Source organism: Shewanella sp. Choline-02u-19 (assembly GCF_002836205.1).
GTDB lineage: Bacteria > Pseudomonadota > Gammaproteobacteria > Enterobacterales > Shewanellaceae > Shewanella.
In genome coordinates, this window is record NZ_PJBE01000013.1 from 879,061 (window position 1) to 899,773 (window position 20,713).

The following is a 20,713-nucleotide window of genomic DNA, read 5'->3' on the forward strand; positions in this document are numbered from 1 at the left end:
TTGAGTGAACCACAGCTGTAGAGCCGTTATTGCTTAAATGTTTATGTTTTTGATCTTAATCTCTGTAACCCAGCCAGAACGCGTGAGAATTTGGTGGGGACGGTAGTCTCGTTTGTAATTCATCTTTCTAGAATCATCAATTTGATAGCCTAAATATAAAAATTGTTTCTGCATCATTTTGGCTATCTTGGTTTGCAGCAATATTAACAGACTTCCTAAAGATCGTTTATGCTCATTTGGATCAAAATAGCTATAAATGGCAGATAAACTGTTCGGAAGCACATCTGTGACTGCTACACCAATCAGTTTGTCAGCGATAGATAGCTCTATAAACACTGGTTGAGTCCAATTTGCGGTGGCAAAACTATCGTACTGTTCTGGTGTGGCAGGGTACATTGGACCGTCTAAATGGCGTGTATTAACATATCGCTCATATAAGGCATATTGCTCATCTGTTTTATGATCGACAATTTTCCAGCTTAAATCTTGATTATTTTTTAGGGTGCGCTTTTGTCTTTTTGATAACTTGAATTCATCGATTTCAAGTCTAATGGGTAAACATGCGTTGCAGTGAGGGCATTGTGGTTTATAGATCATACTGCTGCTGCGACGAAAACCTAACGCCAGTAGCTGCTCAAATAATCCCGCATCAATGATATCCTCTTGCAATACTAAGAGTTGCTCTTGTTGCTCCTCTAGGTAGCTACAAGGAAAGATTTTGGTTTTTCCAACCGTGACAGGTCTAGATTTAGAGTTAGAGTTCAATCGGTACCTCTGCAGTTAACCAGCTGTTCGGGTTAACGTTGCCGTCTCTTAGGTGCTTAAGGAGCGCGAGAAAATCTTTTCGTGTTATTGCTTTTGCGCCCAAGCTGTCCAAGTGTGGGTTAACCACTTGTGCATCAATGAGTTTAAAGCCACACCGTATTAGGTGTTGCTGTAATAAGATCATAGCAGCTTTAGAGGCATTAGTACGAAGGTGGAACATCGATTCTCCGCAAAAAACTTGTCCAATAGCCAGCCCATAAAGGCCTCCAATGAGGCTGCCTTCTTCCCATACTTCAATTGAGTGAGCATGGCCTTGATGATGCAACTTAAGATAAGCCTGCTGAATATCATCTGAAATCCAGGTTTCATCTTGCTTAGCTCTTGGGGCTGCGCAAGCTTGAATGACAGCGGAAAACTGTTTGTTAATGCTATAGGTCCACTTTTGTTTTTTTAAATGTTTCAATAAGCTACGGCTTATTTTTAAATTTCCGGGAACAAAAACCGCACGCGGATCGGGAGACCACCACAAAATGGGATCATCTTGATTAAACCAAGGGAAAATCCCATTGTAGTAAGCATTTAGCAGCCTTTCAGGTTGCAGATCGCCACCAACCGCGAGTAGCCCATTAGGGTCGCTTAGCGCTTGCTCTGCTGGTGGAAAATCTTGTTGATCTTGATTTAAATAGGACAGTGAGTTCACAATTGAGTAAAATTAGGCAATGTACATACCTTTAAGTTAGCGGAAAAATGCATATGTTGAAACCTCATCTTATTGTTTTTACGGTTATCAGTTTATTATTTAGTATACCCCAACTAAGCGCTGCGCCTTATGATCGTAATCAGGCTGTTCCAGTTGAAAAAGTTGAATTTGGTCAAGTGGTTTCGGTAAGAAACATTACCGAGAAGCAATTGGTTGAAGATCGCAATACTGGCTGGAAGACATTTGGGGGGGCGTTAATTGGTGGTGTTGTAGGGCATCAATTTGGCGGTGGTTCAGGCCAAGATGTCGCGACAGTCTTGGGCGCGCTTCTAGGTGCTGGTATAGGTAATCGCTACGGTGATAGCTCATATTATCAAGAGCTTAAGTTAGTTGAAATGATGATTACCTTAGACACGGGTGAACAAGTGATGGTGATCCAAGACTTAGATCAAGGGATGATTTTTAACGTCAATGATGACGTTAGAGTGGTTTATCTTAAAGGCTACGTCAGAGTCGACCAGCAGATGTGATTGGCATTGTGGCATCGGATTTTACCCATAGGCGCAGCTTGATAAAGCGGCGCCTTTATTTTTAGTCGGAACAAAATTAGTGGCGCTTCGCCCATTCTTTTGTAAAGGGCAAAGTGCTTGCGTCCGCTCTTGATTTCATAAGAGTTAATCCCTCAGGGCTCCAGATGAAGTTGTTGATCTTCTGACTATTTTTTTAAAATCGTTATCGCCTCTATTTGCCATCTGCTTAGGCAAGATACCTAAATTCCTTGAAGTCCATATATGGATGCACGAGAAAGACTATGGCCGAGCCCTCATGTTTCTGCTTTATCAAAGCGCTTTAAATCAGTATTTTATGGTGGCTTCTATAACGTCCTATTATTTGATGCACAGCCTCTAGCAGCGGTCACTCGAACCTGAGAGCCTAGAACATCGGTTCCCCTGCAATGCAAAACTAGGCTAGGTGCCGTTCTCGGAAGTATACGTTTTAACCACGTGCTATAGCGCACATACTGAGGATACCTTGGTAGTACCCTCGACTATGTTGGTAGTATTCTCTACGACGTCCATTAGGCATTTATAAGAGAGATAAGTAAATGAACGCGTTATTACTACAAGTAAAGACACTCACCAACGGTGATCCTTTGTTGACAGCTGTCATTGTCGGAGTATTGACATTAACGTTAAGTGGACTAGTGGGCTATATGTTAAAAGGCATCCCCTCGAAGATGTTAAGCTGGGTCAGTAGCCTGCTGTCGATACGGCTGACTATAGACGACAGCCAGCAGGCGCGTACAGAGGTATTCAATAAACTGTCCTTTCTGATAAGTAACACTACCGTTCCGCTGTTTTCACGCTCTATCTCTGAGGCTGTGTACTTTGACTATCGTGCGAGTTATGACGGTCTTATCAGTGTTAAATCTATTGGTTACGGCATGCACATGTTTAAATACGATGGTTGCTTCATGCTGGCAACTCGGTCCAAGGTCGATAGCACTATGCCGTACGATACTATTACTATAGCGGTACCATGGTGGTCGAGAGATAAACTATATAGTTTTTTAGAAGATGTTCGTGGAGACATATCTACTGAGCCAAAGGTTAATATTTTCGAGGACACAGAATGGTGTCGCTATGGCACATTGAAGTCATCAGGTTTTAGAGAATTAGTGCTAGATGGAGGGTTTAAGCAGGAGCTACTTCGTGAAGTAGGTAACTTTGCAAGTAGAGATAAATCGGTTGTAAGTAAGCTAACCTTACTGCTACATGGACGAACGGGTACCGGTAAGACGGGTATAGCTAGAGCCTTAGCCGTTGAGTATGGTCGCGATCTATACATACTTAATCTTTCTACTGTAAACGATGTCACTGTTCATAAGGCGATTAGAAAGATACCGCCTGGAGCCATGTTGTTAATAGAAGACTGTGACTGTGTAAAGGCTACGGTATCACGTGCTGCAGAAAGTAACGTAGATAATCCGCCGCTAACCTTAGGTGGCGTACTTAACGCGCTAGACGGAGTCATTCCTCTTGAAGACTGCCTTGTAATAATGACCACTAACCATCTTGAAAGTCTCGATCCTGCGTTGATACGTAAAGGTCGTGTAGATGTCAGTATTGAAGTACCGCTTATAAGTGCAAAACAAATCAATGAAGACTACCAGGAGCGTTTTGGCGCAGTTATCAATAGAACTGAACCTATGTTAGGTTGTGAAGTATATGAACTCCATCGTAGAGCCAGCTTAAGGTATGGTGTGTGTTGTAAGCCTCTAGGTCTATTAGGGTAAAATATGCCGCGTACATAAAAGAAAGGGGAGCAGAGCTTGATGGCTCCTCACGAATTTAAAAACTAGCTTGTACTGCTTAGTTAAGGATGGCGCTCATGACCTCTGCAAGACGAACCCTAATCGATGCTGAGACGACGCCTTTCTATTACATCATAACCCCTTGTATTAGAAGAGCTTATCTCCAAAAATAAATTAAATTCAGCTAAACGACGCCGTTGCTTTAATTGGAGTATGGGTGGGTTACTTATGGTGATAATACCTATGATTGTGATATGAGTATCCCAGCTGTATTTTCTGCTACAGATGCCTAATAACGAAGTTACATTATTATTTTTACCAAGTACTTACTGTCCAAAAACAAATGATTGCTCATTCTCTAGCCAAGTCGGGAATTTTTGCATAACCGTGATAAATTCATCACTTTGAAGGTGGTTAGCTAGCCATAGTTGTACATTTTTATAAGCGGATTGCTCGAACCAAGCTTTGTCGACATGAGCAAATTGCCTAATAAAAGGGTAGATGGCGTAGTCTGCAATACAGGGGGTCGCCCGTAAAAGCTGAGGGTGTTTGCTCAACAGATTCTCCAGCTGGGCGATAAACACTTCACCTTGCTCACGATAATACTGCTCATTGTATTCGGGGTGACGGTCGGCATATTTGTATTTATCTAGCCAAGATTTAAAAACCTGATCATTATAATCAATCAGTGCTTTAGCCGCTTCTTGCTTGTCGCTCGTCGCTGTTAGAAGTAGATCGTGGGGATCATTTTGCGCCAGTGCCCAACACATGATCTCAAAGCTCTCTTCAATCACTTCGCCATTTTGTAAAATTAATACTGGAACTGTGCCTTTAGGAGACGCTAAAAGCATCGCCTCTGGTTTATGTTTTAATACAATTTCACGCAAGCTAACAGGGGATTTTGCGAGAACTAGACCGAGCCTAGCGCGCATAGCGTAAGGGCAGCGTCGAAATGAATATAATGTGGGTAAGGTCATAATAATATTATTTGAATAAAAACTAGGGGGCTATTTTTAACTGACTTAAGTGAAATAACAATCAATATTCGATTTTACGCGAATGGTTAGCGTAAAAAATAAGACAACTTATTAAGAAAAATTCGATTAACCTTACTTTTTGTACCTGTTTGTTCTGATGTGATTCAGGTAGACTCCGCGCTTAATTTTGCGTAGTGGCTCACATTTTGTCGCTGCAGTACTAAATGCACTGAAGATTAAGCTTCAGCGAGCAGTAATAAGAGGTTTTTATGTCAAAAGTTGTTGTCTGTGCTATGTATAAGTTTGTGTCACTTCCTGAGTTTGAAAACATCCAAAAACCATTACTCAGTGTGATGGAAGCGTTGGGTGTTAAAGGCACATTGTTATTGGCAAACGAAGGTATCAATGGCACGGTTGCTGGCTCTCAAGCTGCAATTGATGCACTGCTCGCATGGTTATCGTCACAACCCGGGCTAGACAACATCGTGCACAAACTGTCTTTTGATGACGATATGCCTTTCTATCGCACTAAAGTTAAGCTTAAAAAAGAGATCGTGACCATGGGCGTCGAAGGTATTGACCCTAACAAAGTGGTGGGCACTTATGTTAAGCCAAAAGATTGGAACGCCCTGATTTCAGATCCTGAAGTGCTTTTGGTCGACACTCGTAATGACTACGAAGTCCAAATTGGTACCTTTAAAAATGCACTCGACCCACAAACAACCGCGTTTAGAGAGTTCCCTGAATACGTTAAGCAAAACCTTGACCCAGCTAAGCATAAAAAAGTAGCTATGTTTTGTACGGGTGGTATTCGCTGCGAAAAATCGACTGCTTACTTAAAAGAGCAGGGTTTTGATGATGTTTACCATCTTGAAGGTGGTATTTTGAAATACCTTGAAGAAGTTAAGCAGGAAGAAAGCTTGTGGGAAGGTGAGTGCTTTGTGTTTGATAATCGCGTCGCCGTTAATCATGATCTTGAAAAAGGTCAGTATGACCAATGTAATGCTTGCCGTATGCCTATCACCGTAGAAGAGAAAGCGTCAGCTCAGTTTGAGCAAGGTGTTAGCTGCCCTCATTGCATCGACACTGTGACCGATAAGCAACGTGAACGTTTTTTAGAGCGCGAGCGTCAGGTGCAATTATCAAAACAGCGTGGTGAAGCACATATCGGTAGCGATGTGAGCCAGGTAATAGAGTCTCGTAGAGCTAAGAAAGAGCAGCTTAAAAAAGCTCAAAATGAAAAAAATCTATAACGAGCACTCCAGTTAAACGAAAGGCAGCCTAGGCTGCCTTTTTTAGTTTTTACTCGCCATTGTTATTCGAGGGTTCGGTTTTTCTTTTTGCTAGACCAGCTGACTTCTCATCAGTATTCATTACACCATTGAGCAGGTCCATCGGCAATGGGAATAAAATCGTCGAATTTTTCTCACTGGCTATTTCAGTTAAGGTTTGTAAATATCTCAATAAAATGGCATTCGGTTCAGTGGCAAGTGTGGTCGCGGCTTCGACGAGTTTGCTCGATGCTTCCATCTCACCCGAAGCATGGATGACCTTAGCACGACGCGTTCTTTCCGCTTCCGCTTGGCGAGCGATGGCTCTCACCATGGTCTCATTAAGATCAACATGTTTTATCTCGACGTTGGATACTTTTATCCCCCAATCATCAGTACGACCGTCAAGGATCACTTGTATATCGGCATTGAGCATCTCGCGATTGGCTAACATTTCATCCAGTTCATGCTGCCCTAATACCGAGCGTAAAGTGGTCTGTGCCAGTTGAGATGTTGCTTGTAAGAAGTCTTCGACATTGATAATGGCTTTTTGAGAATCAATCACCCGAAAGTACAGCACTGCATTGACCCTTACTGATACATTATCTCTGCTGATAACATCTTGGCTAGGCACATCCATAACAACGGTTCTTAGATCGACTCTTACCATCTGTTGAATAAATGGAATGACGATGATAAGTCCTGGTCCCTTTACGAGTTGGAAGCGCCCTAATAGAAAAATGACACCTCGTTCATATTCTCTCAAAATCCTGAATGTACTAATAAGCAGCGAGATAATGACAAAGATCATTACCGCACCGAATACTGCGCCGTTATTGATTGCGTACTCCATTAGAGGCCTCCTTAGCTTCAACGAGCGATACGAGTAGCGACAGGCCGTTAATTTCTATGACCGTTACGGCCTGACCTTTACTGAGTTTTATGGGACTGATTGCATTCCAACGTTCGCCATTCAAATTGACAAAACCTTGGCCTTCAAAATCATAAATTACCGTTGCGTTTGCGCCGATAATCGCTTCAGGCCCCGTCACCACTGGGTTCTTTTTAGCCCGCCAAATAAAGCCTAGGGCGAATAAAAAAAACAATGTACTCAATACCGCCACACTGGCGATAAGAACACGTGATACTTGAAATTGGGGTTGTGCGGTATCAAAGAGAAATATCGATCCAACCACAAATGCGGTAATACCACCTAGGCCAAATATCCCAAAGCTGGGCAGCATTGATTCTGTTATCAGTAACACAATACCAAGAAGCAACAGTGCTAATCCCGCATAACTCAAGGGCAACATTTGGAATGCATAAAGAGCAATAATGAGTGAAATGGCACCGGTCACGCCCGCTAGCCCAACGCCAGGGCTATAAAACTCTAACAGCAAGCCGTAGACGCCGATGATCATTAAAATATAGGCAATATTGGGATTAGTGATTGTGGCTATAAACTGATTTTGCCAACTTGGCAGTTTATCCACTAATACTGCACCTTTTAGCTTTAGGGGGATTTTTGTTTCGCCAAAAGTAATAATGGTTCCATCAAGACGGCTAACGAGTTGTGTCGGAGACTCGGCAATCAAATCGATGACATTGAGTTCCAAAGCCTCACGCGCCGTTAACGTTGCAGCCTCTTTTACCGCAAGCTCTGCCCATTTTTCGTTTCGTCCTCTTAGTTGAGCTAACGAACGTATGTAGGCAATAGCATCATTAAGCACTTTTTTCTCCATTGCTGATGCAGTGATATTACTCGGTTTATCTGATTCACTTTTATCCGCTGGAACGCTTTTTTCGGGACTAGGAGCACTTGGGCCTATTTGAACTGGCGTAGCCGCGCCTATCGTTGTTGCCTTTGCCATCGCTGCGACATGGCATGCATATAGAATGTAAGTGCCGGCGCTAGCGGCTCTGGCACCTTTAGGGTAAACCAAACATGCCACAGGAATATTGGAGGCCAAAATAGTTTGATTGATATCGCGAAGGCTAGAGACCAATCCGCCAGGGGTATCCAAAGTTATAATAATGAGTGGTGAGGTGTTTTGACTGTTTGCGACGTTAATTTCAGCGGTAAGATGTTCGCTTACTGCTGGCCCTATTGGACCTTTGATGCTAATTACGGGGATTTCTGAGGTAAGACTATTTTTTTCCGCACTTTGCACGCCCATGCAAAGCAATGAGATAAAGGTTACGAATAAGGCTAGCTTCCAGCCATACATAATAAGACCTTAGTTGTTTATCTAGTCGAGTCCCAGTGTCGGTATATGATTTAAGTTTAGTCGATTTTTACTCAATTGACTGAAATAGGCTCCCATTCGAATTTAAAAATGCTGATGGATATCCGCAAACGAAATGGAGTGAACTTGCTGCGCAGTTTTTCTTTACATTTCTCAAGTTATTGTCACAAGTGAATAGAAATCGTCGTTACTGATATTTTTTCAAAATAACGCTTTTTGCATCTTATTAACTGTGCTATTTTTCACGGCTTTTTTATGGGTAATAGGTAGGTATAGACGAATGTTTGTAGGATTTGATTACGGTAGTGCCAATTGTGCGATTGGTATTATGGATAACGGGCAGGTGGACTTGGTGCCTTTGTCTGGTGAATCGAAATATCTCACGTCTACTCTATACGCAATGGACAGAGAGTTGATTGCGGATGCCGTGTTAAGACAATTACCAGAGCCTCAGAAGGCCGAATACACCCGACTTAGATCTGCACAGCTAAGCCGAGCTGCGCATGCCCGCCGTGAACTGGATCTGTTACCTAACGAGCAAGCGGTGTTTGTCGGCGATGCAGCAGTAGAAGCCTATTTTGAGATGCCTGATGAAGGGTTTTATGTTCGCTCTCCAAAGTCATTTTTGGGTGCAACAGGCTTGAGAGATAATCAAATTGCGCTTTTTGAAGATATTGTCACATTAATGATGATGCACATTAAAGGCGCAGCAGAAAAAAGCATGGTCGCCACTGGCAACAAGATCACCCATGCGGTTATTGGCCGCCCAGTGAATTTTCAAGGCGTTGGCGGCGAGCAAAGCAACCAGCAAGCTGAGGCTATTTTATCGCTTGCAGCAAAACGCGCCGGATTTACTGATGTCGATTTTCTGTTTGAACCCCTGGCAGCGGGTATGGACTATGAAGCTTCTTTAGATGAAGACTTGACTGTGCTAGTAGTGGATGTTGGTGGTGGTACCACTGATTGCTCGATGGTGAAGATGGGGCCGAGTCATATCGATAAGCGTGACCGTAGCGTTGATTTCTTAGGCCATAGCGGCCAACGAATCGGCGGTAACGATCTTGATATCGCCCTGTCTATGGCTGCATTTATGCCACATCTTGGTTTGGGAAGTTTGATGGTCAATAAGCTACCTGTGCCAAGTAAACCTTTCTGGAATGCGGTCGCTGTTAACGATATTAGTGCGCAGCGTGATTTTGCTACAATAAAATCAAAAAAACTCATCGAAGATCTGGTGAGCGAAGCACGGCAACCTGAGTTGATAAACCGTTTACTCAAAGTGCAGAAAGAGCAGTTAGGCTATAAATTAGTACGCAGTGCAGAGCAAAGTAAGATAGCCTTATCTAGCGAGAACAGTATCGATACTCAACTCGAATATATAGATGCAGGCTTACATGCCAAAGTGACTGAAGCTGATTTTGAAAAAGCGATAACCATACCATTAAACAAAGTTGAATCATTAATGCGTGAGGCATTGAGCACATCAGGGGTTAAGCCCGATAGAATTTATGTCACCGGTGGTACCGCTCGAAGCCCAGCCATTTACCGACGTATTTCAGGCTTATTCCCGGACATTCCAATTGTTGTTGGTGATCACTTTGGTAGTGTTACTGCAGGATTAACACGTTGGGCGCAAAGAGTTTTTGCATAACGTTTTGTTCGTATCTCTCTGGCTCTACACAATGTTAAAGGATATAAAATGAGTAAGTTAGCACTAATAAAAGCCAGTATGCTTGGCGCTGTTGCCACGTTGACGTTAGCAGGCTGTGGCGATGACGTTGGTAAAGTCAGTCTTGGCTTATTTACCACTAAAGATATCATCATAGATGCACGCCCCGATCCTAAAATCGCGGGTGTTACCTGTCATATTAGCCGTATTGAAGCGAACCTCAGCTTGGCCGACCCCTCAGACATGAGTATCTCATGTCGTCAGACGGGTGTTATTTCGGCCGCAGATATAGCGAGTATCGATAAGAGTAAAAATGGTGAAGTGGTGTTTAAAGCGTCGTTAAGTATTCTGTTTAAGACGCTAAAAGTACGCCGTATTTATGATGCTGAGAATCAGACGTTACTTTATCTGTCTTACTCGACAAAAGAGACCAATGGCAGCCATAAACATGCATTGTCTACGGTGCCGTTATATGGCACTCAAGCGTGGGTTGAGCCTTCAACAATATCGACGCACTAATATTGCACTTTAATCTTGTAATGGATAAATGTTGGGATATTGGCAAGTGCTGTAGATGATAATTAAAGCCGCCATCAAGCAATTGTACTGGGCGGCTTTAATTTATGAGGTTAAATGCCGATTAATTGTCACTTATAATACTGACGACGGTGCCCGCAACAGAGTCGTACACAATCTTAATGTCTGCTGTTTTACGTCCCGCAACATCATTAAGCGTGCGTAATACATAGCTGCATTGGGTCTGTCCGGTTGAGTTGGTATCAGCTTGGTGGCGATAAGCTTGAAAATCACTGCCATTATCGACGCTTGATAAAGATACGCTGCCGGGTTCTTCAAGTAATGTTTCCCACAGATCAACACAGCCCTGTTCGCCCTGACCAATGTTGGTTGGTTGCCCCATAGGGTTGCCTTTATCAATCCCCAGTGGAAAACCCAACGTATTCATATCTAGCTTGCCACCCGCGTAGTTCGGCAAATCATTAAGTGAGCTATTGTTTCCCAATATTTGCCAACGGGTGTGGCTAAAGGTTATTGCCTGTTGGTAGGCTCCAGCGATAGCCTGAACTCGGCTAACTTCGGCATCTCGTCTAAAATCGATAAACTGTGACGCCGCAATAACGGCTAGAATACCGAGAACGATGATGACGACCACCAGTTCAATTAACGTAAATCCTTTGTTCTGACTATTTGCGGCCATGCAATTTTGACTTCCAATAAGGTGTTGCTATTCCACTAATAGTAATCGATTTGTTAAAAAACGGAAATAAAAAACCGTCAACGAAGGCGTTGAATCTCGGTTATTTGAACTATGTACAAGACCCGCTTATATTTACCTTACGATAAAACACCTTTTGTAACGGTTTGCGGCTTTCAATTGCCAAATAAGTTGATTAGTTTTAATCACTAGATTGAGTATCACACTCAATGGGGGACACGGAATTATGTCGAATCATATTGAAGATCTACTGAGCGAATGGCAGTTAACACCCCACGATGGATGGGTGTTAGCAGTGGTGACTAAGGTTCAAGGTTCTGCCTATCGTAAAGCGGGCGCGATGATGCTATTTCACCCATTAGGGAAAAGTATTGGCTTAGTTAGCGGGGGGTGTTTAGAAGGGGATCTTAAAAGGCATGCCCAGCGGGCTATTCAATATAATACCGCAGTAAAGCTGGTATACGATGCGACCGACGAGTCAGACACCACCTATCAGTTGGGGTGCGGCGGCATCATTGAGCTTATGCTTTTTCCGTTAACATCTAAAAATCACTACTTACAACTGCATCGCCTTGCTGAAAATCTGCAAGCGGGGATCCCCTGTTTATACGAGTTGGTACTCCCTGATGAGGGGACGACCTCAGACCTATTTGTAGCGACGGTCGTCAACCCATCTGAGAGTCACTACCCCCCAAGTGATGTGCAAAAACCTGTTATTTTTACGCTGGAGCAAACGGGTCATCACCCTATGCAGCAAGAGCATCGATTAGTGATCCCTTGTCGTCCACGTTTTCATATTGCGATATTCGGTGGCGGCTTAGACGCTCAGCCCTTGGCTAATATTGCAAATCAGCTAGGTTGGCAAGTCACTGTGATAGACGAACGCACCAGTTATGCCCGTCATCATGACTTTCCGTCATCAACAATCATCAAACAAACGCCAGCTAAATTAACCCATGACATAATGAATCGATTCGATGCGGCGGTTGTCATGCAGCACAACCTCACATTAGACGCTAACGCGATATTGCGTTTGAGTCAGACTCAAATCTGCTATGTCGCTTTATTAGGGCCGCCACATCGTAGAGAAAAGGTGCTGGCGATTGCGGGGGTGTCGGCAAATGATTTCAGTGGGGTATTTTCAGCCCCTGCGGGCCTTGCATTGGGAGGCGAATTACCTGAGTCCATTGCGCTAAGTATTTTAGCCCAATGCCACGGGGTATTGCATAAGGCTCATCAAGTCTCGCTAGATAAGGTGATGACGTGACAGAACTTTTTAACAAGGTAAGCAAAGGTGCTGCGGACAACAACGCCTTAATTAACGAGATAAATAGCACTCATAAATTGGTTATAGCGTTACTTGCCGCTGGCGCTAGTAGCCGTTTTGAAGGGATCAAGCTCGCAGAACCTATTGATGTTATTAATACAATAGGCCAAGTGAAGCGTCAGCCGCTATTACTTCATAGCCTTGATAAACTTCAATCTGTTGCTAAGCAGCTCGAATCAACCTCTTTGCATTGTGACGTTGTTGTGGTGCTTGGCGCGCATCATCAAGCGTTAATGGCCCTGATACCCGCAGGTGTGCGTGTCATTACCAATCCTCAATGGCAGCGAGGATTATCCAGTTCAATAAAAACCGCAGTCACAACGGCAAAACAGCTAAACGCTGATGCGTTGATGGTGACGCTCGCCGATCATATTGGCGTAGATAAGGACGCCTACACACTTATAGTTAAGCGTTGGTTATTAGAGAGAAAAACCTGTTGCGCTTGCTATCAACACAGTATTGGCGTGCCTGCTATTTTCAATGCGGATCTATTCAATCAACTGCAGCAACTTACGGGCGATAAAGGCGCTAAACCTTTACTGAAGCAGCTCGCATCCCAAGATGAATTGACCGTTGTTGAAGTGCCAGGGATCGCCGTCGATATCGACCAAAGAGAAGATGTTGTAGTTTGGCAGCAAGCGATAAAACAACAACTGAGCTAACACTAATAAATACACCGTCATAAACATCAAATAATTAAATTATAACGTCATCAATCTTTCGCGGTGATTGAGGCTATTAGAGCGACAGATGAGGAGCGAGTAATGAATGATGAGAAACTGACACTCAGTATAAATGGCAAGAGTTTTGCCCTCGATACCGATCCTAAAATGCCCATACTATGGGCCATTAGAGATATGCTCGGTATGACGGGAACCAAATACGGTTGTGGCGCAGGCTTATGCGGCGCCTGTACTGTTCATATTGATGGCAAACCGGCTCGCGCTTGTTTAACCAGTGTCGCCCAAGCGCAAGGGAAACAGGTGACAACGATTGAAGGTTTAGCCGCGGAAGAGCTTAAGCAAGCCTGGAGTGATCATAATGTGCCACAATGCGGCTATTGCCAGTCTGGACAGTTAATGTCTGCCGCTGCGTTGCTCGCTGAAAACACCGCTCCTACCGATGCTGAAATCGAATCTGCTATGTCAGGCAATATCTGCCGTTGCGGCACATACACCCGGATCAAATCTGCTATTCATAGTGTGTCAAAAAAAGGTGTTGCTAAAAAAGGAGCATCATCATGAGAACCTTTACTGCAGTACAAAATTTCAGTCGTCGCGACGTGCTTAAGCTCTTTGGTGCTACAGGAGGTGGTTTAGCGTTAGGCGCGAGCGGACTGAGCTGGAGCCCGATGGCCCTGGCACAAGATAAAGAAGCACGATTAAACCTGTTTATCGCGATAGGCGAAGACAACAAAGTCTATTTAACTTGTCATCGCTCAGAGATGGGGCAGGGGATCCGCACCGGGATCCCACAGATATTGGCAGATGAGTTGGAAGCTGATTGGCAACATGTTGTTGTGGTACAGGGCTTAGCAGACAAACGTTATGGCAGCCAAAATACCGATGGATCACGCAGTATTCGTAAACACTATGAAGCAATGCGGCAGATGGGTGCGATGGCGCGTACCATGCTTGAGCAAGCCGCGGCCGACATCTGGCAAGTGCCAGTAGCTGAGGTTAGTGCTAAAGATCATCAAGTTCATCACATAAATTCTGGCCGTAAACTGAGTTATGGCGAGTTGGCCATCGCAGCATCAAAACTGTCAATGCCTGCCGAGGATGCGGTAACGCTAAAAGACAGCAAAGATTTTAAGCACATTGGTAAATCACATACCATTGTTGATATGCAAGACATGCTAGTCGGTAAAGCCAAATATGGTTACGACGTGCAGATGGAGGGGATGCTCTATGCCAGCATCACCCGACCACCTGTATTGGGCAGTAATGTTGCTACGCTTGATGATCGTGCGGCGCGTGAAGTCGCTGGAGTGGTTGATGTTATTCGCATGAAAGTGCCTACAGGTGCTCCTGCTTTTCAGGCGTTAGGGGGCGTTGCAGTAATAGCCACCAACAGTTGGAGTGCACAGCAAGGTAGAAAGGTACTTTTAATCACTTGGACTGAATCTGCAAATGACAGCCACGATACAACCGAGTACCTAAAGACTTTGTCAGAGCGTGTCAAACTGCCGGGCAAACTCGCGCGGCAGCAAGGCAAAGAAACCAAAGATTGGCCGGAAAAGTCGACGATCAACGCACTATACACGGTGCCTTATTTAGCGCATGCCCCTATGGAGCCGCCAGTGGCAACGGCTTCAGTCACCGAAACGGGCTGTGAAGTATGGGCATCGACTCAGACACCACAAAGCACGGCGCAGAATGTGGCGGCTAATCTTGGCTTCAAAGAGGAACAGGTTAAAGTTAATGTGACTCTACTTGGTGGCGGGTTTGGTCGTAAATCTAAACCTGATTTTAGCGTTGAAGCAGCGCTATTGTCACAAAAACTGCAACGACCCGTTAAAGTCAGCTGGAGCCGAGAAGATGAGATCCAAAATGGCTATCTTCATGCAATCAGTGCCCAGTTTTATCAAGCCAAACTCAATGACAATAAGATGCCCGAGGCGATGTTACAGCGCTCGGCTTTCCCATCGATTAGTTCAACCTTTGCTGAAGGTGTCGATTATCCTTCGGCGGGCGAGTTGGATCTCGGCTTTGTTGATGTGCCCTTAGCGGTTGAGAGTTACCGTTGTGAAGCGGTTAAAGCGGAGGCTCATACACGAATAGGTTGGATGCGTTCGGTGTGTAATATCCAGCATGCTTTTGGTATTGGCAGTTTTGTTGATGAGCTTGCCAGTAATGCCGGAGTTCCTTGTACAACCATGTGGAAGACGCTGTTAGGCAAGGCTAGAAAAGTTGATTTTGCTGATCAAGGTTTTAAATATGGTAATTATGGTGAAGAGCTATCGCGCCACCCTGTTGATGTTGGCCGCTACCTCAATGTGATTGATATTGTTGAACAGGCAATCAATAAGCAGCCAGCCGTTAAAGCGGGCCAGGGCTGGGGCTTTGCGGTTCATCGAAGTTTTACCAGTTATGTTGCCGTGGCGATATTGGTTGAAGTAGACGATAAGCAAAACTTAACGGTGCTTAAGTCTATCGCTGCTATTGATGCTGGATTAATTGTTAACCCCGACCGCGTGACGTCGCAAACAGAAGGCGCGGTGATGTTTGGCCTTAGCTTAGCGATGATGGGCCAGATTAGCTTTAAAGAGGGTAAAGTTCAGCAATCGAACTTTCATGATTATCCATTGCTGCGCATTAGCCAATGCCCAGAGATAGAAGTCACTATTGTACGTTCGGATGCGCCGCCAGCAGGTGTTGGCGAACCTGGTGTTCCCCCCGTTGCTCCAGCGCTGACGAATGCTATCTTTGCGGCAACTGGCAAGCGAATTAGAGATTTACCGGTGAATAAATTACTTAATATTTAAACATCTCTTTTTAGGATAAATAACAACAAAGCAAATCTAATAAAAAGTGCCTTAATGGCACTTTTTTTATGCATTTTTTGACTTGGACATTTTCGTTGGATGTCAGGCTCCGTTATTGTCGGTATAAGCTCGTGCAATCTGTCGCTTTTGTTCAATTAAACTGTTGAGCAAGTCATTAATATGAAACTCTTAGCTGAAAGGTGGCATCAGCGCCGCTACAATATCAATTATTGCTTATTATCTACTAAATCGTAGATGGAGGAAGACCATGGAAAACCCAACGATGACATTAACCCAACTCGGCTGGCGGCCGTTTTTCCAGCAACAACTTAGCCTAGAAGAGTTATCGCTGTTCAGTATTGGTCGTGTGGTTGAGCAGCACAGAAGTCACGTCGTGGTGATGAGTGAGCAAGGACAAGTGAGATTAACGTTCTCGGCGCAGGCTGAGCGCCTATGCGTTGGCGATTGGGCATTGTTTGATGACTCACAGCGGGTGCATCGCCATTTGGATCGTCAGTCCTTGTTCCAACGAAAAGCGCCAGGCTCGAAAGTGGCGACTCAGCTCATTGCTGCAAACCTTGATAGTGTCATGATTGTCTGTTCTCTCAATCATGATTTCAACCTGAGCCGAATTGAACGTTACCTAGCGCTAGCGAAAGAAGCGCTGGTGGATCCCGTGGTGGTATTAACAAAGGCGGATCAGTGTGTTGATGTGGATGACAAGCGCCAGCAAGTGCAGCAGCTAGATCCGTTGATGATGATCCATGCCGTTAACGCGCTCGATAGTGAAGCGCTTAAAGCGCTATCGAGCTATTGCCAAACAGGCAAAACGATTGCGTTTTTAGGTTCATCCGGTGTGGGGAAGTCAACATTGGTCAATGGTTTAATGGGCGTTGACGCGCAAGTTACCCGTGCTGTGCGTGAAGATGATAGTAAAGGACGTCACACCACAACCTCAAGAGCGCTGAAGTGGTTACCTCAAGGTGGACTGCTTATGGACACACCCGGTATGCGAGAGCTACAGCTTAGCCATTGCGAACAAGGTGTTAGTGATACGTTTAGTGAAATTACCGCATTAGCACAGCAGTGCCGATTTAGCGATTGCAGTCATGAAAGTGAGCCTGGTTGTGCGGTCCAAGCAGCCCTGCATGATGGCATAGTGACGGAACGTCGACTGACGAGCTATCGCAAACTGATGCGTGAACAGGCATTGAATGGCGCGACACTGGCGGAGAAAAGAGCCAAAGATAAGGCGTTAGGGAAAATGATCAATGGCGTGCAAACCGCTTCACGCAGGAACAAGAAAAAAGCTTGAGGCTTTAATATGTTTCTTTGTGAGTGCTCCTGCGTTGAATAAAACATCTCGTTTGTAGATGTTTTTTTGTGCCTGACAATCGCAGCTCGATCAGCATAAGGCTATTTTGTTTGAAATAACTCGGTTGCTGAGGCTCTTATTACCGCTGAGTTCATACTCCTATTGGGTTAGTTGTATGTCGGAGTATTGTATATTTGTTACGCTTTCGGTTGTTTTGTGCACTAGATTCGACTTTGTTAGCGCTTTTTTGTCGTAGATCGTGTTTTTTAGCCTACAAAAGATGGTAATTTAGCGACCTTGATATTAAGTACTGTGTATCGGCATAGTCAAAGTGTGTATCGCGTTATAGAGAGGGCTTTATGGAGCATCGTTGGCAAATAGCAATTTCAGCAGGATTATTGGCAGCCGTATGGGCTGGCTTTGCTGATGTATTTCAACTTGTCACCTGGATAGGTTTTCTTGGTTGTAGCACTTTTTTTGCACAAACCGAAACGGGTGTGAAAGGCATGCTGATGGCGATGGCGACGAATGTCTCTGGTGTCTTTTGGGGTTGGCTAATTATTTCTGGAAGCAGTTTTTTTGTCTCTCCGGTTATGGGCTATACCTTCACGGGCATCGCAACGGCTGCCATGTGTTTACAAGCAAGTTATCAAAAGCTCGCCTTTATACCCGGCGCATTTATCGGTTGTTGTATCACCTTTGCAATGGGTGGCGACGTAGCGGCAATATTACCCCCCTTACTGGTGGGCGCGATGCTGGGCTACAGTATGAGTCTACTGACGACTCAGCTAATCAGCTTGACCCAAAAACTACAAACAATATTTGCTGAAAATACAGCAAAAGAGTCATAATTCAACATTGAATATAGCGAGTAACTCAACACTGTGCCGTACTGGGCGAGTGAGTCTATCAACGCATTATAAAAGGTCAAATATAAGGGCCATGGGAATTTTACGATGAAGCAAATTAATTTTCGAACAGTCGATGCGGTATTAATCAAGCTCAGTCTAAATGGAAAGTTCTGGTCTATCTGCACTATGGTTACGCTCATCACTGCAATGGTGGCCGGAGCAAACTATTTTAATAGCAAACAACAGATTGAAGCGGCTTCAATGGCGCGCGCTCAAGCCACGCTTGAGGCTTATGCCAATATGGCGATGACCCAATCTCTTACTGGGCAATCGCTAACTGATTTTGCCGGCGAAAATGGATTGAGTGTTGCTTTTAATTCTGAGACGAAACGCTCAAATGATAATCTTAGCGTGAATGCCCCCGTTGACGGTGAGTTCATTAACTACACGGTTAATGTGAGTCGTTGGGAACAGCCAGCTTTGTCAAATATGAATAACATGCTTTGGTTGGCTCTTTTAGGTCTACTGCCGTTATATCTTGTGAGTTATTGGGTATCAACTTCGCTTGGTGGCGGCTTGTGGGATATGTACCAAGCCATAAAAAGACTTGCTGATGGTGATCTTAGTTTTAGACTTAACTTTTTTGGTAAAGATGATTTCAGCTTAATTGCCCGCGAAATAGACCGTAGCGCAGATAACATGAGTGAAATGGTGTCTGCAATTGCACGTAACGCACAAACGCTTTCAGAGGCCGCTGGTGAGTTTCATCAACAGGCGAGTCAAAATGAAAAGTTAACCACTGCACAGCATCAGTTCCTCGATACGGTCGCGGTTGCGATGTCGCAGATGACAGCGGCAGTTGAAGAGGTGTCTCAGAATGCTTCTAGCACCTCAGAGCAAACTCAAACCAACTCATCTCAGGCGGCAAACAGTAAAGTTCAACTGGCTGAAGCGGTAGCGAGTATTGGTATATTAACGGGCAAAATTTCAGAAGCGTCAGCTTCAGTGGAAGACCTTTCCTACGCTGCAACACAGATTGGTGCAGTAGTAACCACCATTAACGGTATTTCAGAACAGACTAATCTGTTAGCGCTTAACGCCGCAATTGAAGCGGCCAGAGCGGGCGAGCAGGGCAGAGGCTTTGCCGTGGTCGCTGATGAAGTGAGAACGTTAGCGAGCCGGACACAAAAAGCGACAGTTGAAATTCAATCTATGATTGAAGGTTTACAAGCGGGTACACATAAATTGAGCAGCATTACTGGCGATATCGTATCGCAAGCGTGCAAAGGCCGCGAGGCTATCGTGTCAGTGAGTAGTGATGTTGATAACATGGCGTTATCGATCAGTACAGTATTCGATATGAGTGCACAAATCGCAGCATCATCTGAAGAGCAAAGTGTTGCATCTCGGGAAATTGGCTCTCAGTTAGACGATATTCGAGGCCAAGCTGAAACGATTAAGCAAACCACTGAACATTCAATTAGTCTTGCGACAGACTTAAATGATGCTTCTCAGGGGTTAGAGCAGTTGTTAAAGCAATATACTTTGGCTAAAGCCACCTAATGTTATAAACGAGTTTTATAACGCGAGGCTTAAAGGTCAGTTTGACTCAGCAGGGCTGTCGCTTTGCACTAAGGTTAGTTCCTTTGCCAATAATGACACCACAGCGCTATCTTTGCCTGATCAGATAATAAAAAATCCAGCAATCATTGCTGGATTTTTTTATTAGCTGAAACCACCATTTAGATTAACTAAAGGTGCTCCAAATAGGCGCGTGATCTGAAGGCTTTTCAATACCACGTAGGTCGTAATCAATATCAGATTCAACCAGACGCTGTGCCAGTGATTTGGTCGCTAAGACGACATCAATGCGCAGGCCGCGGTTATCGACAAATCCTTTGCTGCGATAATCAAACCACGAGTATCGCTCTGTGCGCGTTGGATGCAGTTCGCGGAACGTATCCACTAAGCCCCAGTCCATTAAGGTCTTAAGCCATTCACGCTCTTCAAGTTGAAAACTACACTTACCTGTTCTTAACCAGCGCTTGGCATTGGGCTCACCAATACCTATGTCTAAATCGACAGGCGATATATTGATATCGCCAATGATGGCAATATCTTCATCAGCACTGTGATACCCATTTAAATATACCATTAAGTCTTTGTAAAACTTACGCTTGGCGGGATATTTTATCTCATGGCTAATATTTTCGCCTTGAGGGAAATAGCCATTTAGCACGGTAAGCGGACGGCCATTTTCCTGCATAAAAGTCCCCATGATCATACGGCGCTGAGCGTCGTCTTCATCGGTTGGGAATCCTTTTTGAAGCTTTAATGGCTCAGCCTTCGACAACATGGCCACACCATAGTGTGCCTTTCCGCCATGATAATGCACCTTGTATCCCATTGCTTCTACATCAGCAAGTGGAAAGGCTTCGTCATGCACTTTGGTTTCTTGTAAACCGATGACGTCAGGCTGGTGGCTATCGATTAAAGCTTGCAGTTGATGCAGTCTTGCTCGCAATCCATTGATATTAAATGAAACTATCTTCAATTT

The 20,713-nt window shown here is 44.4% G+C and carries 19 protein-coding genes; 12 read left to right on the forward strand and 7 right to left on the reverse strand.

The features are described 5' to 3' along the window. Positions 1–33: 33 nt before the first annotated feature. Complete coding sequence (locus CXF83_RS10615) at positions 34–765, reverse strand: arginyltransferase (protein WP_101089731.1); 732 nt, start codon at positions 763–765, stop codon at positions 34–36. After that, positions 755–1,465, reverse strand: a complete 711-nt coding sequence (gene aat / locus CXF83_RS10620; protein ID WP_101089732.1) for a leucyl/phenylalanyl-tRNA--protein transferase — start codon at positions 1,463–1,465, stop codon at positions 755–757. Before aat ends, CXF83_RS10615 begins: the two co-directional genes overlap by 11 nt. A 53-nt stretch (positions 1,466–1,518) precedes the next feature. On the opposite strand from aat, the gene CXF83_RS10625 reads away from it, so the two are divergent. Further along, on the forward strand, positions 1,519–1,995 hold the full coding sequence (locus tag CXF83_RS10625; protein ID WP_101089759.1) for a glycine zipper 2TM domain-containing protein: 477 nt from the start codon (positions 1,519–1,521) through the stop codon (positions 1,993–1,995). 575 nt (positions 1,996–2,570) lie between these two features. Beyond that, positions 2,571–3,761 (forward strand): AAA family ATPase, encoded by a 1,191-nt coding sequence (locus tag CXF83_RS10630; protein ID WP_101089733.1) that lies wholly within the window; start codon positions 2,571–2,573, stop codon positions 3,759–3,761. 344 nt (positions 3,762–4,105) lie between these two features. Here the strand turns inward: CXF83_RS10630 and CXF83_RS10635 are convergent, their stop codons facing one another. After that, entirely contained in the window at positions 4,106–4,756 is a 651-nt protein-coding gene (locus tag CXF83_RS10635) for a glutathione S-transferase (protein WP_101098002.1), read from the reverse strand. Positions 4,757–5,025: 269 nt separating this feature from the next. On the opposite strand from CXF83_RS10635, the gene trhO reads away from it, so the two are divergent. After that, positions 5,026–6,009, forward strand: coding sequence for an oxygen-dependent tRNA uridine(34) hydroxylase TrhO (gene trhO / locus CXF83_RS10640; RefSeq protein ID WP_101089735.1), 984 nt, complete (start codon positions 5,026–5,028; stop codon positions 6,007–6,009). A 49-nt stretch (positions 6,010–6,058) separates the two neighbouring features. Here the strand turns inward: trhO and CXF83_RS10645 are convergent, their stop codons facing one another. Both CXF83_RS10645 and CXF83_RS10650 read right to left on the reverse strand, forming a co-directional pair. Next, a complete protein-coding gene (locus CXF83_RS10645) occupies positions 6,059–6,838 on the reverse strand; it encodes a slipin family protein (protein WP_374702324.1) in 780 nt (259 codons plus the stop codon). Positions 6,839–6,860: 22 nt separating this feature from the next. Further along, positions 6,861–8,255: an NfeD family protein gene (locus tag CXF83_RS10650; protein WP_101089737.1), complete on the reverse strand. Its 1,395-nt coding sequence runs from the start codon at positions 8,253–8,255 to the stop codon at positions 6,861–6,863. Between the two features lie 298 nt (positions 8,256–8,553). Here CXF83_RS10650 and yegD point away from each other — a divergent pair, with 298 nt between their 5' ends. Next, entirely contained in the window at positions 8,554–9,924 is a 1,371-nt protein-coding gene (gene yegD, locus CXF83_RS10655) for a molecular chaperone (protein WP_101089738.1), read from the forward strand. A gap of 48 nt (positions 9,925–9,972) precedes the next feature. Further along, a complete protein-coding gene (locus tag CXF83_RS10660) occupies positions 9,973–10,461 on the forward strand; it encodes a CreA family protein (RefSeq protein WP_101089739.1) in 489 nt (162 codons plus the stop codon). A gap of 121 nt (positions 10,462–10,582) precedes the next feature. Here the strand turns inward: CXF83_RS10660 and CXF83_RS10665 are convergent, their stop codons facing one another. After that, a complete protein-coding gene (locus CXF83_RS10665; protein WP_101089740.1) occupies positions 10,583–11,158 on the reverse strand; it encodes a type II secretion system protein in 576 nt (191 codons plus the stop codon). A gap of 244 nt (positions 11,159–11,402) precedes the next feature. On the opposite strand from CXF83_RS10665, the gene CXF83_RS10670 reads away from it, so the two are divergent. The 7 genes from CXF83_RS10670 to CXF83_RS10700 all read left to right on the forward strand — a co-directional run bounded on the left by CXF83_RS10670 (position 11,403) and on the right by CXF83_RS10700 (position 19,719). Beyond that, a complete protein-coding gene (locus CXF83_RS10670; protein ID WP_101089741.1) occupies positions 11,403–12,443 on the forward strand; it encodes an XdhC family protein in 1,041 nt (346 codons plus the stop codon). Further along, positions 12,440–13,165 (forward strand): nucleotidyltransferase family protein, encoded by a 726-nt coding sequence (locus CXF83_RS10675; protein WP_101089742.1) that lies wholly within the window; start codon positions 12,440–12,442, stop codon positions 13,163–13,165. The genes CXF83_RS10670 and CXF83_RS10675 overlap by 4 nt, the downstream gene beginning before the upstream one ends. Before the next feature lie 102 nt (positions 13,166–13,267). After that, entirely contained in the window at positions 13,268–13,747 is a 480-nt protein-coding gene (locus CXF83_RS10680; protein WP_101089743.1) for a (2Fe-2S)-binding protein, read from the forward strand. Then, positions 13,744–15,990 (forward strand): xanthine dehydrogenase family protein molybdopterin-binding subunit, encoded by a 2,247-nt coding sequence (locus CXF83_RS10685; RefSeq protein WP_101089744.1) that lies wholly within the window; start codon positions 13,744–13,746, stop codon positions 15,988–15,990. The genes CXF83_RS10680 and CXF83_RS10685 overlap by 4 nt, the downstream gene beginning before the upstream one ends. A gap of 268 nt (positions 15,991–16,258) precedes the next feature. Next, complete coding sequence (gene rsgA, locus CXF83_RS10690; protein ID WP_101089745.1) at positions 16,259–17,305, forward strand: ribosome small subunit-dependent GTPase A; 1,047 nt, start codon at positions 16,259–16,261, stop codon at positions 17,303–17,305. 359 nt (positions 17,306–17,664) lie between these two features. Next, positions 17,665–18,156, forward strand: coding sequence for a DUF1097 domain-containing protein (locus tag CXF83_RS10695; protein ID WP_101089746.1), 492 nt, complete (start codon positions 17,665–17,667; stop codon positions 18,154–18,156). Between the two features lie 105 nt (positions 18,157–18,261). Next, entirely contained in the window at positions 18,262–19,719 is a 1,458-nt protein-coding gene (locus tag CXF83_RS10700) for a methyl-accepting chemotaxis protein (protein WP_101089747.1), read from the forward strand. Positions 19,720–19,903: 184 nt separating this feature from the next. Here the strand turns inward: CXF83_RS10700 and xthA are convergent, their stop codons facing one another. Continuing rightward, the gene (gene xthA, locus CXF83_RS10705; protein WP_101089748.1) at positions 19,904–20,710 is read right to left on the reverse strand and encodes an exodeoxyribonuclease III; all 807 of its coding nucleotides are present in this window, start codon (positions 20,708–20,710) and stop codon (positions 19,904–19,906) included. Positions 20,711–20,713: the final 3 nt, after the last annotated feature.

Bases quoted from the DNA above. Each gene is read 5' to 3' on its own strand.
- CXF83_RS10625 (WP_101089759.1), top strand. From the start codon at position 1,519: ATGTTGAAACCTCATCTTATTGTTTTTACGGTTATCAGTTTATTATTT.
- CXF83_RS10630 (WP_101089733.1), top strand. From the start codon at position 2,571: ATGAACGCGTTATTACTACAAGTAAAGACACTCACCAACGGTGATCCT.
- CXF83_RS10635 (WP_101098002.1), bottom strand. From the start codon at position 4,756: ATGACCTTACCCACATTATATTCATTTCGACGCTGCCCTTACGCTATG.
- trhO (WP_101089735.1), top strand. From the start codon at position 5,026: ATGTCAAAAGTTGTTGTCTGTGCTATGTATAAGTTTGTGTCACTTCCT.
- CXF83_RS10645 (WP_374702324.1), bottom strand. From the start codon at position 6,838: ATGATCTTTGTCATTATCTCGCTGCTTATTAGTACATTCAGGATTTTG.
- CXF83_RS10650 (WP_101089737.1), bottom strand. From the start codon at position 8,255: ATGTATGGCTGGAAGCTAGCCTTATTCGTAACCTTTATCTCATTGCTT.
- yegD (WP_101089738.1), top strand. From the start codon at position 8,554: ATGTTTGTAGGATTTGATTACGGTAGTGCCAATTGTGCGATTGGTATT.
- CXF83_RS10660 (WP_101089739.1), top strand. From the start codon at position 9,973: ATGAGTAAGTTAGCACTAATAAAAGCCAGTATGCTTGGCGCTGTTGCC.
- CXF83_RS10665 (WP_101089740.1), bottom strand. From the start codon at position 11,158: ATGGCCGCAAATAGTCAGAACAAAGGATTTACGTTAATTGAACTGGTG.
- CXF83_RS10670 (WP_101089741.1), top strand. From the start codon at position 11,403: ATGTCGAATCATATTGAAGATCTACTGAGCGAATGGCAGTTAACACCC.
- CXF83_RS10680 (WP_101089743.1), top strand. From the start codon at position 13,268: ATGAATGATGAGAAACTGACACTCAGTATAAATGGCAAGAGTTTTGCC.
- CXF83_RS10685 (WP_101089744.1), top strand. From the start codon at position 13,744: ATGAGAACCTTTACTGCAGTACAAAATTTCAGTCGTCGCGACGTGCTT.
- rsgA (WP_101089745.1), top strand. From the start codon at position 16,259: ATGGAAAACCCAACGATGACATTAACCCAACTCGGCTGGCGGCCGTTT.
- CXF83_RS10695 (WP_101089746.1), top strand. From the start codon at position 17,665: ATGGAGCATCGTTGGCAAATAGCAATTTCAGCAGGATTATTGGCAGCC.
- CXF83_RS10700 (WP_101089747.1), top strand. From the start codon at position 18,262: ATGAAGCAAATTAATTTTCGAACAGTCGATGCGGTATTAATCAAGCTC.